The sequence below is a fragment of the Pseudomonas sp. PP3 genome (assembly GCF_905336995.1).
GTDB lineage: Bacteria > Pseudomonadota > Gammaproteobacteria > Pseudomonadales > Pseudomonadaceae > Aquipseudomonas > Aquipseudomonas reinekei.
On record NZ_HG995459.1, the window covers coordinates 3165701 to 3181640 of the forward strand.

Sequence of the window (15940 nt, forward strand, 5' to 3'; positions counted from 1 at the left end):
ACTTTCAACCACCGGCTGACGACTCACCCGGCACGGACGAGTGATCTTTGGCTGTATCTGGGTCGGCATCGCCGATTGTCGGTCCGGCCACCCTGCCCCCATTCACAGCCACGGACTTCATGCGATACAGCGCGCTGACCAGATTGACCGGCAGACCACTGACCTCGGTCAGCCATTGCAGGATCTGATCTGCAACCTGATGCCCCTGCATGGCCCGATGCAAATCAGGCAACGCCACCATCATCCCCGGGTGGCACTGGCGCAGGAAACGCTCGAGGCTGGCGCCGTTGTCGACAAAAGGCGCAAACAGCAGGCACACCAACTGGGCCTCGCTCAAACCCATGTTGCGTTGCAGTTCAATGGCAGTCCCTGCCCGTCGCTCAGTAAATGCCAACGGGCTGCCAAATGTTTCCACCGCCAGATCGCACCAGCGTTCCGGCAGTTGCTTACGGCGCATCATCACCAAGGCCCGTTGCAGGTATACGCCAACACCCTCTTCATAGGTGCGCCCTTGCACGAAACAGGCGTGCAGCCCTCGCATGTGTGCGCTGACCGGGAGACTGCTGTAGTAATTGTCACAGAGGTGAGCTGCCAGATCGTCCGCCTGGTAACCGAGAAACTCGGTCAGCAGCGGCCATCGTTCCTCCAGTTTGCTGACCAGCAGGTCGTGAATATCAATCAGCGTTGCGCGGCGGCAGGTTTCAAAGTCTTCCGCCGGGCGCCAGGGTTGACGGCCCGCTTCCGAATAAAAGCGCTGATAGCCATGAGCGCCAAGGTCGTCAAGCAGGGGGAACAATCCTTCATAGCCGGGGGCGTGATGCCTGGAAGTGTCATGACCGGCCTTTGCAGCAGCCCGTTTCAGGGCTTCGATAAATCGCTTCTCCTGGCGAGGTGCGTCGTGGCTGATAAAGGCGTCGACGCCATGTTTCCAGCGAGTAATCTGACCATAGAACTCGCCGGTGGCCAGGTAGCCGCTGTCCCACAGGTCAAGTGGTCCATCCATGGGCCGCACATGGCCGATCATCAGCAGGTGAGTGCGGTCGGCCTCACGGCCCTCCATGGTCATCGGCGCCAGGGGGTCAAACGGCAGGACCTCGCGGTTATCGACCATCAACACTTCAACCCGCGGATCGTCGTAGACGAACAAGGCGCTGTAGGTGCGATGAATGTTTTCCAGGGCTACCGGGCTGGTGCTGCTCAGGCGCAAGGTCGCCACGCGTAGCTGGAACGTTGCCGGCGACCGACTGGCGATGGTCAATTGTGCGGCACGCAGCAACGCCAGGGAGAAGCAACTGTCGCGAGAGCCGGTCTGAATCGCCAATACCTTGAAGTCACCGATTTGCTCCATGCCGCCAGCGGCCACCCCCATGCGTTGAATCAACAACTGCAGTGCCGTGCGTTCAGCCCGGGAAAAGAAACTCAACAATCGCTGCAGCACTTGTTGGTAGACATTGCTCATGGCTTGTTCATGGATATTGGTCATCTTTATGTACCTGATACTCGTAGTTCAATATCGCGCACATAGCTGAACGCGCAGCGCAGGAGATTGACCTGAACATGGTTTGAATACTGGTTATATGGGGAAATGCTAGCACTTAAATGTTCATATCAACACTTGGGCACGTGGGTGGCCATGCTGACACTGCACACCGTCGACCAGCCTTGTAGCCCGCATTGACTGGGGCTTTCTGGACGACCTTCGATGTCCTAGGAAATGTCCGACAGCGTCCCACAGACGTTTAACACAAGAAATAAAGAAAGAAGTAACCAACAATTGTCCGGCAACTGCACAAGCGCCCGTTAATTGTTGGATATTTATCAGCAGCGAGCATTGAAAAGTATCAGCCTGAATGCGGCCCATAGCTCATTCCTTGAGATGAAAGTAATCATTCAATTATCAGGGCTTAGATGCTGATTAGAAGCTACAGATTGAGAGCAAAAACCAGTTCAGTTGCTGAACGGCTCCACTGATAGATCAATGGAAGGTCTCATGTAGGAAAGTACTGATAGCAAAAGAGTCCGTGATGGCACGGACTCTTTAAGAACGTCAGGCTGGCTCGACCTGGAGCGCAACCCTTTCGCGGCATGGGCATTCGTCCATGTAGCGGTGAGCTTCGACAAACTCGGTAAACGGAAACACCCGAGTCTTGAGCGGCAGCAGCACACGGTCGGCGGTCAGCTGGTTGATGTCACGCAAGGCACGTTGCAGCGCGACCTGGTCCTGGATGATGCCCAGTTCCGGCTTGCCGGTGAAGTTACCGATACAGTGCACGAAGAACTGAATGTTCTTCTGGAATGCCGCACAGGCCGGGAATGGCGTCTGGTTACCGCCTTGCAGACCGTACAGAACCAGGCTGCCGCGCGGTGCAAGGACGTCGCCCAACAGCGACATCTGTGGGCCGCCAAGGCCATCGAACACCACATCCACGCCGCGATTGTCGGTGATTTTGTTGATCCGCATCAGCAGATCTTCCTCCTCGGTGACAATCACTTTCTCGGCACCCAGCGACAACAGGTACTCACGTTCATCCGCCGACTTGGTCGCGGCAATCACCCGTACACCCAAGGCTTTACCCAATTGCACGAACGAAGGGCCGGCGCAGTGGCTGGCGTCAGTGACCAGGGCAAATTGCCCGGGTTTGACCCGTGCGAGATCGGCGTAGGCGAAATAGGCAATCAACAGCGGCGTGTAATGCACGCTGGCTTCAATCGGGCTGAGCACGTCCGGGTAGCGGGTCAGCGACGAGCGCGGCAGCACAATCAACTCGCCATACACCGGATAATCGTTCGGGCTTTGAGCCGGGAAGCTGGCGACCTTGTCACCAACAGCCAAGTCTTCGACACCGTCACCGACAGCGGTGACGATACCGGCCATTTCCTGACCAAGGCCGGATGGCAGTTGAGCGCGGGACGACGCCAGGTTTTGACGCCAGAGCGTGTCATACCAGCTGATACCAATGGCTTCGACGCGCACTTGCACTTCACCCGGTGCAGGCAGAGCGGCCGCATGCTCTTCGCATTTGAGCACCTCGGCCGGACCAAACTTGTGAAAACGGATCGTGCGGGACATCGCAAACCTCGCCAATTGAACCTCTAATGCCATGAACTCTAGCTGGGCTTTCAACCCAACACTATCTGTGGCTATTAATAGTCGACATGCCTGTCATTGATTCCGCATGAGCGGCAACATCGTCAAATGTCGTAAGAAACCGCAGCAGCATTTGTAGGAAATCTGAATTACTCGGTGCAGAGTACCAGCCTTTCCCCGTAATATTCCTGCTGGCCATTGTTCTCATATGGCCGCTCACGTCAAGTTTACTGACTCCGCCAGGACTCCAGATGAATCGTAATGACCTGCGTCGTGTCGACCTCAACCTGTTGATCGTTTTCGAAACCCTGATGCACGAGCGCAGCGTGACCCGCGCTGCAGAGAAGCTTTTCCTCGGCCAGCCAGCCATCAGTGCGGCGCTCTCGCGCCTGCGCGGATTGTTCGATGATCCGTTGTTTGTGCGCACCGGCCGCAGCATGGAACCGTCTGCCCGGGCCGTGGAGATCTTCGCCCTGCTCTCTCCGGCGCTGGATTCGATTTCCACCGCCGTGAGTCGTGCCGCCGAGTTCGACCCCGCCACCAGCACCGCGGTGTTCCGTATCGGTTTGTCAGACGACGTCGAGTTCGCCCTGCTGCCGATGCTGCTCAAGCGCCTGCGCGCTGAATCCCCGGGGATCGTACTGGTGGTGCGGCGCGTCAACTACATCCTGATGCCGGGATTGCTGGCGTCCGGCGAAATCTCCATCGGCGTCAGCTACACCACCGACCTGCCGGCGAACGCCAAGCGCAAAGTCCTGCGCCGCAGTTTGCCCAAACTGCTGCGCGCCGATACCGTACCGGGGCCGTTGAGCCTGGATGACTTCTGCGCACGGCCCCATGCGCTGGTGTCGTTCGCCGGTGACCTCAGCGGTTTTATTGATGAAGAGCTGGAAAAACTCGGGCGCAAACGCCACGTAGTCCTCGCAGTACCGCAGTTCAACGGGCTGAGTACGCTGTTGAGCGGCACCGACATTGTTGCCACCGTGCCCGACTACACAGCCGAAGCCCTCACGGCAGCTGGCGGTGTACGCGCAGAAGAACCGCCGTTGCCGGTGCGCAGTTTTGAATTGCACATGGCGTGGCGCGGGTCGCAGGATAACGATCCGGGCGAGCGATGGTTACGCTCGCGGATTCAGATGTTTTTCGGGGATCCTGACAGTCTTTAGGCGTCGTCGGGCAGGCTGTTTAGCTGCTCATTTTTGCCTTTCCACAAACCATGGAGCTCCATCCACTTCCAGTGGATTGCTACATTGGGGGCACATCTGAGGGCATGCTTTGGATGGTTTGAAAAGGATGCCCCCAGCCTGAGGTCCGTCAGCCCCGTCCTGCCAATCTTCAACGGCGACCGCTGTCCGCGTGACCGTCGTGTAACCGGGCTACGTTCTGATCGATGCGGTCTTGGATCGTTCGCAAGGTGTCTCGAGTAATAACCTGTGGGTACAGACTCTCGGCGATGGTTGCAAATTGGCTCGCCACATCACAAATGCCGTCAATCACTCTGCCTGCAGCGTCCCGGGGCACCTCCGCTTCCTCGGCAAGCCGAAGCATTTGCGCGCGGGAAATTGCCAGCGCCTCTCCCATCACATCCATCTGGTGGTATCCACCTGGCCCCTCGCAAAAGGTCACGTCGTAAGCCGGCGACAGTCGCCACTGCCCCTCTTGCGACATGATGTAGGCAAAATTCTTGGGATGATCGTCTCTGTTGTTGAATGCAACATTGAAGACGGCACGTTCGAAGGCCACCGCCATCCCTCGCACGTCATTGGTACACATCTGTGTTGCCCGCAAGAAGTTGACGTAGTCCAACACCCCCGGAGATCGGTAATTTGCCCCCGTAAAGGCCGCGAGGCTTTGCATGGGTACGCGCAGACCATCCCGGCGGTCAAATCGCTTACTGGCAAACGCTGCCAACCCATTAGGCAGACTTAAGTACTGCGTGTCAGGGGTCTCGATACCGCACATGCGCAGGCACTCGGCGTAGACCATTTCGATAGCGCACACCTCGGCATGTTCTTCTTTGGCCGGGAACTTAATTAACCATGCTTCAAAGCCCGGCGTAACGGCAGTGGTAAACCCGCCAGTTTCGGGATCGCGATAGACGAGGGCCTTAGGCCTTGCACCTTGAGGCGAGCCGCCCACCAGCAGCAACGTCTGCAGGAACTCGCCACCGTCTCCATGGAGCACTTCCCGTACTTCGGCAGCAAGCTGTTCGAGCGGGATGTGGACTTCAGATTCCTGACCTTCGGGCGCCACGGGCTCAAACGTCAAGGCACCCATCGCATTGCTACCGATGTAGGCTAGCCGTTCCAGTGACCCGATGCGCGCCGTGGTGAGCCCGCGGCGCCTGAACATACGGTCCATCAGCAACATGCCCCACCCATCCGGCAACGAGTCGTAAACAGGCCCCGGCAAGTACAGTTGGTGGTCTGGAAAATTTCGGCGCAACTGAGCCCCCTCCAGCGGCAGCGTGTAGGAGGACAGTTCCAAGCCCCTTTGCCTGGCTTCATTGCTGTACTCGAACACGATCAACGGGCGACCGGTCAGGGCGGTCGTGGAGACCAGCGTGCCCCATTGCCATCGCTCACCCCAGCCTTCGTAGAAGATGTTCACCTGCTCAAGCATTGCCGGACTTCCTCTTTATACGAAGACGATTGGCGCTGTTTTCATAGCGCCGAATATCCTCGATGCTGTCCAGCTTTGGCAGGAACAGGCCTTCGAGTTCCTTGGTTCGGCCAAGGGCCATCGCCACCCGGACCACGTTCTCGAACCCGACGTTGCGCCCGGCTTCAAGGTTGGACACGGTGTTGGTACCGATGCCGGCGCGCCCGGCCAAGTCGGCTTGTGTCATGTCCAGCGCCAAGCGCTCTGTGCGCAAGCGATCGCAGAGGCGCTTGACGACCTCACTTGGCTTGCTGAAGCTTAAATCCAACATAGTGTGTATCCAGCCCATTTTGTGCCAGTTAATTCCCAAAATTATAGAATTAACGTAGATCCCTATCAAGCGACGTTATTCCCTGAATCTGTGGCTTAACACTTGATTTCTGACTTTAGCCACAACTTACTGGACTTATCTACCAAAAAGCCACAGGACGGGGGAGAACCATTGGGGGCCGTTCAGAATCGTGTTATCAGTGAAGGCTGGCCTGATCCGGAATGAGCATTGACTCGAATGGCCCATCGCTAGCAGGCTAGTTCCCACAAGGGATTAGTGAACGCGACATAGACACTGGGAGCTAGCCTGCCAGCGATGGACGCACCTCGGCCTCAAGCCTTATTAATGCGTTTTCGGCAACACAGAATTAACATCAAGCCAATTGATAGCCCGCTAACCAGAGGTGCAGGCTAGAGGGCTGAGTCGGGTCTTATATCATTCCGGATGATAGTTACCTTCGGCTCATTCGATTCGTGCGATACCACCCTGCCGAGCATCATTCGCCAATCTCAACACATTGGCGGATGCATCCATGGAACAGTCATTCAAACATTTGCGCTTCCCGTTGGCTTTATTGGCCATGGTGGTGATCAGCGCTTGCGGCAAGGCGCCCGAAACTGCCGCCACGATGCCGGCGGCGAAAGTCAGCGTGGCCAAGGTGCTGGAGCAACCGGTCAATGAGTGGGACGAGTTCACCGGGCGCCTTGAAGCGCCGGAAACGGTAGAGATTCGTCCACGGGTCTCCGGCCAGATCGATGAAGTGGCTTTCACTGAAGGTGCATTGGTCAAGAAAGGCGACTTGCTGTTCCAGATCGACCCGCGTCCGTTCCAGGCCGAGGTCCGCCGCCTCGAAGCGCTGGTCGCCCAGGCTCGTGCCAACGCCACTCGCAGCGAAAACGAAGCCCAGCGCGGTGAGCGCCTGCGCACCAGCAACGCGATTTCCGCCGAGCTGGCCGATTCGCGGACCAGCGCATCGCAAGAAGCCCGTGCCGCTGTCGGCGCACTGCAAGCGCAACTGGACCTCGCCAAGCTGAACCTGAGCTTCACCCGCGTCACCTCGCCCATCAGCGGCCGCGTCAGCCGTGCCGAAATCACCGCCGGCAACCTGGTGACCGCCGATACCACCCCGCTGACCAGCGTGGTGTCCACCGACAAGGTCTACGCCTATTTCGATGCTGACGAGCGCGTGTTCCTCAAGTACACCCAGCTCGCCCGCCAGGGCAAACGCGGTGCCACAACACCGGTTTACATGGGCCTGTCGAATGAAGACGGCAACCCGCACCAGGGCGTGATGAACTTCATCGACAACCAGGTCAACCCGAAAACCGGCACCATCCGTGGTCGCGCCGTGTTCGATAACAGCGACGGCAGCTACACCCCGGGCCTGTATGCACGCCTGAAACTGGTGGGCAGCGGCACCTACAACGCCATGCTGATCAATGACGAAGCCGTCGGCACTGACCTGGGCAAGAAGTTCGTACTGGTGATGGATGCCGACAACAAAACTGCTTATCGCGCGGTCGAGCTGGGTCCGAAAATCGAAGGTCTGCGCATCGTGCGCAATGGCCTGAACAAGGACGACACCATCATCGTCAAGGGTCTGCAACGAGTGCGTCCTGGCTCGCCAGTCACCCCTGAAGTCATCCCGATGGCCAGCGAACAAACCCTCGCGGCCCTTGCACAACAACGACAAGCGCTGGAAGCCAGCAACCTGCCCCAAGTCGCGCCTGCCAAGGTCGCGCCGGGTACGGCTGTGAAACTGGCTGCAGCGAACCCACGCGGTTAAGGGATAACGACTCCGATGAATTTCTCCCAATTCTTCATTTCACGGCCGATCTTCGCAGCGGTGCTTTCGCTGTTGATCCTGATCGCCGGCGCGATCTCGCTGTTCCAGTTGCCGATCAGCGAATACCCGGAAGTTGTGCCGCCGACCGTTGTGGTCCGCGCCAACTTCCCGGGTGCCAACCCAAAAGTCATCGGTGAAACCGTGGCCGCTCCGTTGGAGCAGGCGATCACCGGCGTCGAGAACATGCTTTATATGTCCTCGCAGTCGACGGCTGACGGCAAGATCACCCTGACCATCACCTTTGCGCTGGGCACTGACCTGGATAACGCTCAGGTGCAGGTGCAGAACCGCGTGACCCGGACGGAGCCGAAACTCCCCGAGGAAGTGACGCGCATCGGTATCACCGTGGACAAGGCGTCGCCCGACCTGACCATGGTGGTGCACTTGACCTCGCCGGACAAACGCTACGACATGCTCTATCTGTCCAACTACGCCCTGCTCAACATCAAGGATGAGCTGGCGCGCCTGGGCGGTGTCGGTGACGTGCAACTGTTCGGTATGGGCGATTACTCGCTGCGAGTGTGGCTCGATCCGAACAAGACCGCTTCGCGCAACCTGACGGCGACGGATGTGGTGTCCGCGATTCGTGAACAGAACCGTCAAGTGGCTGCCGGTGCACTGGGAGCGCCCCCTGCCCCGAATGCCCAAAGTTTCCAGCTGTCGGTCAACACTCAAGGTCGACTGGTTTCCGAGGAAGAGTTTGAAAACATCATCATTCGCTCCGGCGACGACGGTGAAATCACTCGTCTGAAAGATATCGCCCGGGTCGAGCTGGGCTCCAGCCAGTACGCCCTGCGCTCGCTGCTGAACAACCAGCCGGCGGTGGCGATCCCGATCTTCCAGCGTCCTGGCTCCAATGCCATCGACATCTCGAACCAGGTTCGGGGCAAGATGGATGAGCTGAAGAAAAACTTCCCGCAGGGCATGGACTACAGCATCGTCTATGACCCGACGATCTTCGTGCGCGGTTCCATCGAGGCGGTGGTTCACACCCTCTTCGAAGCGCTGATCCTCGTGGTGCTGGTGGTGATCCTGTTCCTGCAAACCTGGCGTGCGTCGATCATTCCGTTGGTGGCGGTGCCGGTTTCGTTGATCGGTACGTTTGCGGTAATGCATTTGTTTGGCTTCTCGTTGAACGCCCTGTCGCTGTTCGGCCTGGTATTGGCGATCGGTATCGTGGTGGACGATGCGATCGTGGTGGTGGAGAACGTCGAGCGCAACATCGAGCTCGGACTGACACCGGTCGAAGCGACCAAAAAAGCCATGGGCGAAGTAACCGGCCCGATCATCGCCACGGCGCTGGTGCTCTGTGCGGTCTTCATCCCGGCAGCGTTCATCTCTGGCCTGACGGGGCAGTTCTACAAGCAGTTCGCCCTGACCATTGCGATTTCGACGGTGATCTCGGCCTTCAACTCGCTGACCCTGTCGCCGGCCCTGGCGGCGGTATTGCTCAAAAGCCACGACGCGCCGAAAGACCGCTTCTCCAAAGTGCTGGACAAGCTGTTTGGCGGCTGGTTGTTCCGTCCGTTCAACCGCTTCTTTGAAAAAGCCAGCCACGGTTATGTCGGCACCGTTGCCCGTGTGATCCGCTCAAGCGGTATCGCCCTGCTGCTGTACGCCGGCCTGATGGTCCTGACCTTCTTCGGTTTCTCCAGCACCCCGACCGGTTTCGTACCCGGCCAGGACAAGCAATACCTGGTGGCCTTCGCGCAATTGCCGGATGCGGCGAGCCTGGACCGCACCGAAGACGTGATCAAGCGCATGTCCGACCTGGCCCTGAAACAGCCTGGCGTGGAAAGTGCCGTGGCCTTCCCTGGCCTGTCGATCAACGGCTTCACCAACAGCCCGAACGCCGGCATCGTGTTCGTGACATTGAAACCGTTCGACGAGCGTAAAGACCCGAGCATGTCCGCCGGGGCGATTGCCGGTGCCTTGAACGGCCAGTACGCCGGGATTCAGGAAGCCTACATGGCGATCTTCCCGCCGCCGCCGGTACAAGGCCTGGGCACCATTGGCGGTTTCCGCCTGCAGATCGAAGACCGGGGCAACCTGGGCTACGAAGAGCTGTACAAGGAAACCATGAACGTCATCGCCAAGAGCCATAACGTTCCGGAACTGGCCAACCTGTTCACCAGCTACACCGTGAACGTGCCGCAAGTCGATGCCGCCATCGACCGCGAGAAAGCCAAGACCCACGGCGTGGCCGTCAGCGACATCTTCGACACCCTGCAGATCTACCTGGGTTCGCTGTATGCCAACGACTTCAACCGCTTCGGTCGCACCTATCAGGTCAACGTTCAGGCCGAGCAACAATTCCGCCTCGAATCCGACCAGATCGGTCAGCTGAAAGTGCGTAACAACAAGGGCGAAATGATCCCGCTGGCGACCTTTATCAAGGTCAGCGACACCTCGGGCCCGGATCGCGTCTCGCATTACAACGGTTTCGTCACCGCGGAAATCAACGGTGCCGCAGCCCCCGGCTACAGCTCCGGCCAGGCCGAAAAAGCCATCGAGAAACTGCTCAAGGAAGAACTTCCGAACGGCATGACCTACGAATGGACCGACCTGACCTACCAGCAGATTCTGTCCGGCAACACCGCGCTGTTCGTGTTCCCGCTCTGCGTACTGCTGGCGTTCCTGGTACTGGCGGCTCAGTACGAAAGCTGGAGCCTGCCATTGGCGGTGATCCTGATCGTACCGATGACTCTGCTGTCGGCCATTACCGGGGTGATTGCCTCCGGTGGCGACAACAACATCTTTACCCAGATCGGCTTGATCGTACTCGTGGGGCTTGCCTGTAAGAACGCGATTCTGATCGTCGAGTTTGCCAAGGACAAACAGGAAGAAGGCATGAGTCCGCTGGCTGCGGTACTGGAAGCTTGCCGTCTGCGTCTGCGGCCGATCCTGATGACCTCCTTCGCGTTCATCATGGGGGTGGTGCCACTGGTGTTCTCCAGCGGTGCCGGTGCCGAGATGCGTCATGCGATGGGTGTGGCGGTGTTCTCCGGGATGCTCGGGGTGACCTTCTTCGGTCTGTTGCTGACGCCGGTGTTCTACGTACTGATTCGTAACTTCGTCGAACGCGGTGAGGCACGCAAGGCCGCCAAAGCGCTGAAACTGCAAAATCAGCTGGAGTCGCATTGATGAGTTTGAAAGCTTTCCTGCCGAGCCTGCTGGTACTGGCACTGAGCGCCTGTGCCGTTGGCCCCGACTACAAGACCCCAGCCACTGCCCCGGCCAACATCACCACCGCCACCGAGGGTGCGGCCGGTCAGAAGAACTTTGACCGTTCGCGATTCGAAGGCATCTGGTGGCAGCAGTTCGAAGACCCGACGCTCAACCAGTTGGTAACCGAATCGCTCAAAGGCAACCGTGATTTGCGCGTCGCCTTCGCCCGCTGGAAAGCGGCGCGGGCCATCCGTGACGATGTCAGCAATGACGCCATGCCGACCATCACCAGCCGGGCCAGCAGTGATCTGGGCAAAGGGCAGATTCCCGGCGAGACCACCAAACGGGTCAATAGCGAGCGCTACGACTTGGGTCTGGACATGGCCTGGGAGATCGATCTGTTCGGCCGCATCCAGCGCAACCTGGAATCGGCCGACGCCGAGCAGCAGGCGATTGAGGCTGATTTGTATCAGCTGCAAGTGACCATGATTGCCGAACTGGTGGACGCTTACGGTCAACTGCGCGGCGCTCAGTTGCGGGAAAAAATTGCCCTGGCCAACCTGAACAACCAGCAGGAATCGCGCAAGATCACCATCAGCCTGCGTGATGCCGGTGTTGGCGATCAGCTCGATGTGGAGCGCGCGGACGCACGTCTGGCCTCGGTTGAAGCCAGCGTGCCGCAATTGCAGGCGGAGCAGGTGCGGCAGAAAAACCGCATCGCTACGCTCTTGGGTGAACGCCCGGACAAGTTGACCGTGGACTTGAGCCCGAAAGACTTGCCGGCGATTGCCAAGGCGCTGCCGATCGGTGACCCGGGTGAACTGCTGCAACGTCGTCCGGACATTCTCAGCGCCGAACGCAAACTGGCTTCGGCCACGGCGCGGATCGGCGTGGCCAAGGCGGATCTGTTCCCTCGGGTGAGCCTCAGCGGTTTCCTCGGTTTCACCGCCGGGCGTGGTTCGCAGATCGGTTCCTCGGCGGCCAACGCCTGGGCGCTCGGCCCGAGCATCACGTGGGCCGCGTTTGATCTGGGCAGCGTGCGTGCCCGTTTGCGTGGTGCCGATGCCGATGCCGAAGGCGCGCTGGCGAGCTACGAGCAACAAGTGCTGTTAGCGCTTGAAGAGTCGGAGAACGCTTTCAGCGACTACGGCAAACGCCAGCAGCGGCTGATCTCGCTGATTCGCCAGAGTGAATCGAGCCGTTCTGCGGCCGATCTCGCCGAGATCCGTTACCGCGAAGGCACCGCCGATTTCCTGGTGCTGCTGGATGCGCAGCGCGAACGTCTGGCGGCTGAAGATACCCAGGCCCAGGCCGAAGTTGATCTGTATCGCGGCATCGTCGCGATCTACAAGGCCCTTGGTGGCGGTTGGCAGCCGGAGACGGTGGCCAGCAAGTAACACGGTTTTCTAAAGAGCTCCTTTGGTTGGCCGCAACCAACCAATTTTTTTGCCCCGCGTATCATTCGGTCGCGGGGCTTTTTTTGCCTGCACGAAATGTTGAACTCACCGCCGCTCCCACAGGGTTAGCGGTGCTCTTCAGACGGGTGGTTTTCCTGCACCGTCACGGTCGCCGTGGTACCGGCGCGCAATTTGTCTTTGCCGGGGTATTCGTCGTCAATCTTGATCCGCACCGGCACCCGCTGCGCCAGTTTGACCCAGGTGTAGCTGGGGTTGATGTTGGCCAGCAAGCGTCCGCCGGGCAGGTTTTCCCGATCGGCGATGGCGAAGGCGATGCTTTGCACGGTGCCGCCAAATCGTTCGCCACTCATCAACTCGATGTCGACCCGGTCACCCTCCCCGATTCTTGGCAATTTGGTTTCTTCAAAGTAGCCGCTGACATAAAACGAGTCGCTGTCCACCAACGCCACCAGCGGACCACCGGCAGTCGCGTAGTCGCCCTGGCGGGTCAGCAGATTGGTGACAAAGCCACTGATCGGCGATTGCACCCGGGTGCGTTCAAGATCATGTTCAGCCTCGGCCAGCGCGGCAATCGCCAGTTGCACGTTGGCCTGGGCAAACCCCAGGTTGGCCTGGTTGCGCAGCAAGTCGGCTTCGGCCACCGACACGTCGGTATTGGCTTTCTCCCACTCTTCGCCGGAAATCGCCGAACGTTCCTTGAGGGTCCGCCGGCGGCGTTCCTCGCTTTGCCGCTGTTTGAGCAATGCCTGGCTGGCGACAATCGTCGCTTGCGATTGCCCCAATGACGCCTTGGACACTTCCACCGCACGCCTGGCGTGTTCCACCGCCAGTCTGTAGCGCGAGGGATCGATTTCAAGCAACAACTGGCCCTTGTCCACGTGCTGGTTATCTTGCACGTAGAGTTTGACAATGCGTCCGGCGACATCGGCGGACAACGTCACCACATCGGCGCGCACCCGCGCGTCCCGGGTCCATGGCGCGCGAGTGTAGTGCTCCCAGGCAAACCAGCCGAGCACAAACGCCAGCACCACCACGGCTACCGTCGAGAGTCGGGCAAGAATCGTCTTCAAGGCATCAGGCTCCCATCAACAAAATCAAGGTCGCGCACACGCAGGCGTACAACGCACCTTCGAACAAGGCTTCATGCCAGACGAACCGCAGCACGCCGAGGCGCCGCAGGATCCAGTCCAGCAGCAAAAAAATGGGCACGCCCAGCAACAGCGCCTGGGCAATCGGCGGCAGGTAGACACCGCCTATTTCCAGATCAATGGGCAAGTGCTGGCGCTCCTTGGGGTTGCGGGGATTCAAAGTGGCCACGGTGGCGCTCCAGGAATGACACTACGATCAACAACGCCACGCGCATGCGAAACACCGACCACAGATGTTCATGGACACTTGAATGCAACGCGTCCAGTTCATCGCCCAAGGCACGCAACTTGTCGAGCAGGCTGTCGACTTCGATGTCGGGCCGGGCTGCGACCAAGCGCCCGGTTTCGCGTACCGTGGCGAGCACGCGACTTTGCGTGTCCGGACTCAACAGGCTGTTGTTCTGCGCCTGCTGCCTGAGTTGATTCAAAGCGATGCCCAGGGCCATGCTGCCGAGACTGACTTCAAACAGATCTCGCGCAGACGTGTCTTCAATGGCTGGCAGCAGACCCAGCATCATCGTGAGGCGATCGACCATGCGGCTTTCAAAGGCGAACTGGTTTTCATCGGTGGCCGGCATTTTCAGCAAGGCGTAAACCTGCTCGCAGTTTTCCTGGTGTAACCGCCGAAGGCGCAGGCCGGGTCTGAAAGGGAAAATCAACGCATAGACACTCAAGGCCAGTGCGGCGGCGCATACGTAAGCACCGGCAAATTCGAACCATTGCATCGCGGTGTTCTGCCCCAACCCGGTGTTTTGCGGACCCAACAGCAAAAACGTCGTCAGCCCCAGACCAATCCCGGTCCCTGTGGTGGCTGGACTGGACAACCCCACTGCGACCGCATACAGCAAGGGCACCAGCAGCAATGCGAGCATTTCGAAACTGCTGATCATCGGCACCAGGGCGAACTGCAGCAGCGCCGACACCACCAGCGCCAGTCCCAGCCCCCGGGCGTAACTCTGGACCGCCAGCAATGGCCGGGGAAACGTCGCCATCAACGAACAGAGGATGCCGGTCACGATCATCCCGCCCCGGGCGCCGTCCCAGCCGGTTTCGATCCAGATCAGGCCAGCGACCATCAATGCGCTGTAGGCGCGGATGGCGTTCATTGCCGCCAGCGTGTAATCAAGATGCAAGGGGTTCTTCTGACCGCGAAACATACTGCTGGCACCGCGTCCGCTCTGGATCGCGTCACTCAATTCCAGAATGGTTTCCATCTGCTGCAGCATTCGCGCCTGTTCCCAACGTAAAGACCACGACAGCGAGCGCAATGTGGCCTTCAACGGTTCGGTGAGCTGTTCCGAACGGTAGGCCAGCGCATCGAAGCGCTTTTGCAGGACTGCAAACTGTCGCCGTTGCTCCGCCGGAAGCGCACGCCCTTGCCGGGCCAATTCATCGAGAAATTCCAGTTCTTCCGTGAGCAGCTCACGAATCTCCAGAGGGATCTCCCCCTCCCAGCGTTCCAGCAGTAGTTCGCGCTGATGGCGCAACGCGGTGAGCCGTGCCGTCAACAGCACCAGTTGGTTGCCCAGCAATTGCACCAGATCATCGGCACTGCGCAAACGCGGCGCGTCGTAATACAGATGCCGACGTACGCCTTCCAGCGCGCCAATCTGCCCAAGCAGCTGCATTTGTCGACGGTGGAACTCGGCCTCGCTTTCCTCGGTACGAATCACGGCGCTGGCATGGGTGGCCAGCAGCTTGATCACCTGATCGATCCGGGCGAAGTAATCCTTGGCCACGGCCTCCGGGCGTGCGGTCAACAGGCTGACGACACAAACGCAAGCCACCGCCAGCAGTGTTTCGGTGACCCGGGTCACGGCCAGCAAGAACGTGCCGTCCGGTTCCGGCACGGCCAGCAGCCCCACCACCACCGCCGTATAACCGCTGAGCACGAACGCCTGGGAACTGGTGTAGCGCAACAAGGTGCCGCCTGCGGTACACAACGCCAGCCACAGGGACAGCGTGATGAGGAACGGCACCGGCGCTTGGGGAAAGATCGCCATGATCACCACCGCCACAGCCGCCCCCAGGGTAGTGCCGATGACCTGGCCAAAGCTGCGGGCCAACACCATGCCGGCCAAGGGCTGACTGATGATGACCACAGCCATGATCGACCACTTGGGTTGCTCAAGGTCAAACACAAATGCCAGGTACAACGTGAGCAGCCCGGCGGCAATGGTCCGCAAAGCAAACAGCAACACCCCGGGGCCGGGGTGGAGGATGGCTTTGAAGTATTGCAGTAGCGCTTGCATGTAGTGCTCGCTGACTTATGTTCAGCAAGCGTAGACACTGCATGGATTGATGGAAGGTTTTGTCTGCAACTCCGTCCGCAAGCCGTGA

At 59.3% G+C, this 15940-nt stretch carries 11 protein-coding genes; 4 read left to right on the forward strand and 7 right to left on the reverse strand.

Annotated features, from left to right (window positions below; translation table 11 throughout):
• Positions 1 to 4: 4 nt before the first annotated feature.
• Both KHO07_RS14415 and KHO07_RS14420 read right to left on the reverse strand, forming a co-directional pair.
• Positions 5 to 1483 carry a hypothetical protein gene (locus KHO07_RS14415; protein WP_212627564.1) on the reverse strand — a complete coding sequence of 493 codons (1479 nt, stop codon included), beginning with the start codon at positions 1481 to 1483 and terminating at the stop codon, positions 5 to 7.
• Positions 1484 to 2047: 564 nt separating this feature from the next.
• On the reverse strand, positions 2048 to 3070 hold the full coding sequence (locus KHO07_RS14420; RefSeq protein ID WP_150732876.1) for a zinc-dependent alcohol dehydrogenase family protein: 1023 nt from the start codon (positions 3068 to 3070) through the stop codon (positions 2048 to 2050).
• A 269-nt stretch (positions 3071 to 3339) separates the two neighbouring features.
• On the opposite strand from KHO07_RS14420, the gene KHO07_RS14425 reads away from it, so the two are divergent.
• A complete protein-coding gene (locus tag KHO07_RS14425) occupies positions 3340 to 4254 on the forward strand; it encodes a LysR family transcriptional regulator (protein ID WP_150732875.1) in 915 nt (304 codons plus the stop codon).
• A gap of 169 nt (positions 4255 to 4423) precedes the next feature.
• Here KHO07_RS14425 and KHO07_RS14430 read toward each other — a convergent pair whose 3' ends face one another.
• Both KHO07_RS14430 and KHO07_RS14435 read right to left on the reverse strand, forming a co-directional pair.
• On the reverse strand, positions 4424 to 5710 hold the full coding sequence (locus tag KHO07_RS14430) for a type II toxin-antitoxin system HipA family toxin (protein WP_212627565.1): 1287 nt from the start codon (positions 5708 to 5710) through the stop codon (positions 4424 to 4426).
• Entirely contained in the window at positions 5703 to 6020 is a 318-nt protein-coding gene (locus KHO07_RS14435) for a helix-turn-helix transcriptional regulator (RefSeq protein ID WP_019471141.1), read from the reverse strand. Before KHO07_RS14435 ends, KHO07_RS14430 begins: the two co-directional genes overlap by 8 nt.
• 532 nt (positions 6021 to 6552) lie before the next feature.
• Here KHO07_RS14435 and mexE point away from each other — a divergent pair.
• From mexE to KHO07_RS14450, 3 genes are read left to right on the forward strand one after another with little or no spacing between them, the layout of a single operon-like run.
• Entirely contained in the window at positions 6553 to 7806 is a 1254-nt protein-coding gene (mexE, locus tag KHO07_RS14440; RefSeq protein ID WP_150732872.1) for a multidrug efflux RND transporter periplasmic adaptor subunit MexE, read from the forward strand.
• Between the two features lie 15 nt (positions 7807 to 7821).
• Positions 7822 to 11010: an efflux RND transporter permease subunit gene (locus KHO07_RS14445; RefSeq protein WP_150732871.1), complete on the forward strand. Its 3189-nt coding sequence runs from the start codon at positions 7822 to 7824 to the stop codon at positions 11008 to 11010.
• Positions 11010 to 12431, forward strand: a complete 1422-nt coding sequence (locus KHO07_RS14450; protein WP_150732870.1) for a TolC family protein — start codon at positions 11010 to 11012, stop codon at positions 12429 to 12431. The genes KHO07_RS14445 and KHO07_RS14450 overlap by 1 nt, the downstream gene beginning before the upstream one ends.
• A 125-nt stretch (positions 12432 to 12556) precedes the next feature.
• Here the strand turns inward: KHO07_RS14450 and KHO07_RS14455 are convergent, their stop codons facing one another.
• From KHO07_RS14455 to KHO07_RS14465, 3 genes are read right to left on the reverse strand one after another with little or no spacing between them, the layout of a single operon-like run.
• Positions 12557 to 13522 (reverse strand): HlyD family secretion protein, encoded by a 966-nt coding sequence (locus KHO07_RS14455; protein ID WP_150732869.1) that lies wholly within the window; start codon positions 13520 to 13522, stop codon positions 12557 to 12559.
• A 4-nt stretch (positions 13523 to 13526) separates the two neighbouring features.
• A complete protein-coding gene (locus KHO07_RS14460; RefSeq protein WP_150733168.1) occupies positions 13527 to 13727 on the reverse strand; it encodes a DUF1656 domain-containing protein in 201 nt (66 codons plus the stop codon).
• Positions 13717 to 15852, reverse strand: coding sequence for an FUSC family protein (locus KHO07_RS14465; protein ID WP_212627566.1), 2136 nt, complete (start codon positions 15850 to 15852; stop codon positions 13717 to 13719). Before KHO07_RS14465 ends, KHO07_RS14460 begins: the two co-directional genes overlap by 11 nt.
• Between the last annotated feature and the right edge of the window lie 88 nt (positions 15853 to 15940).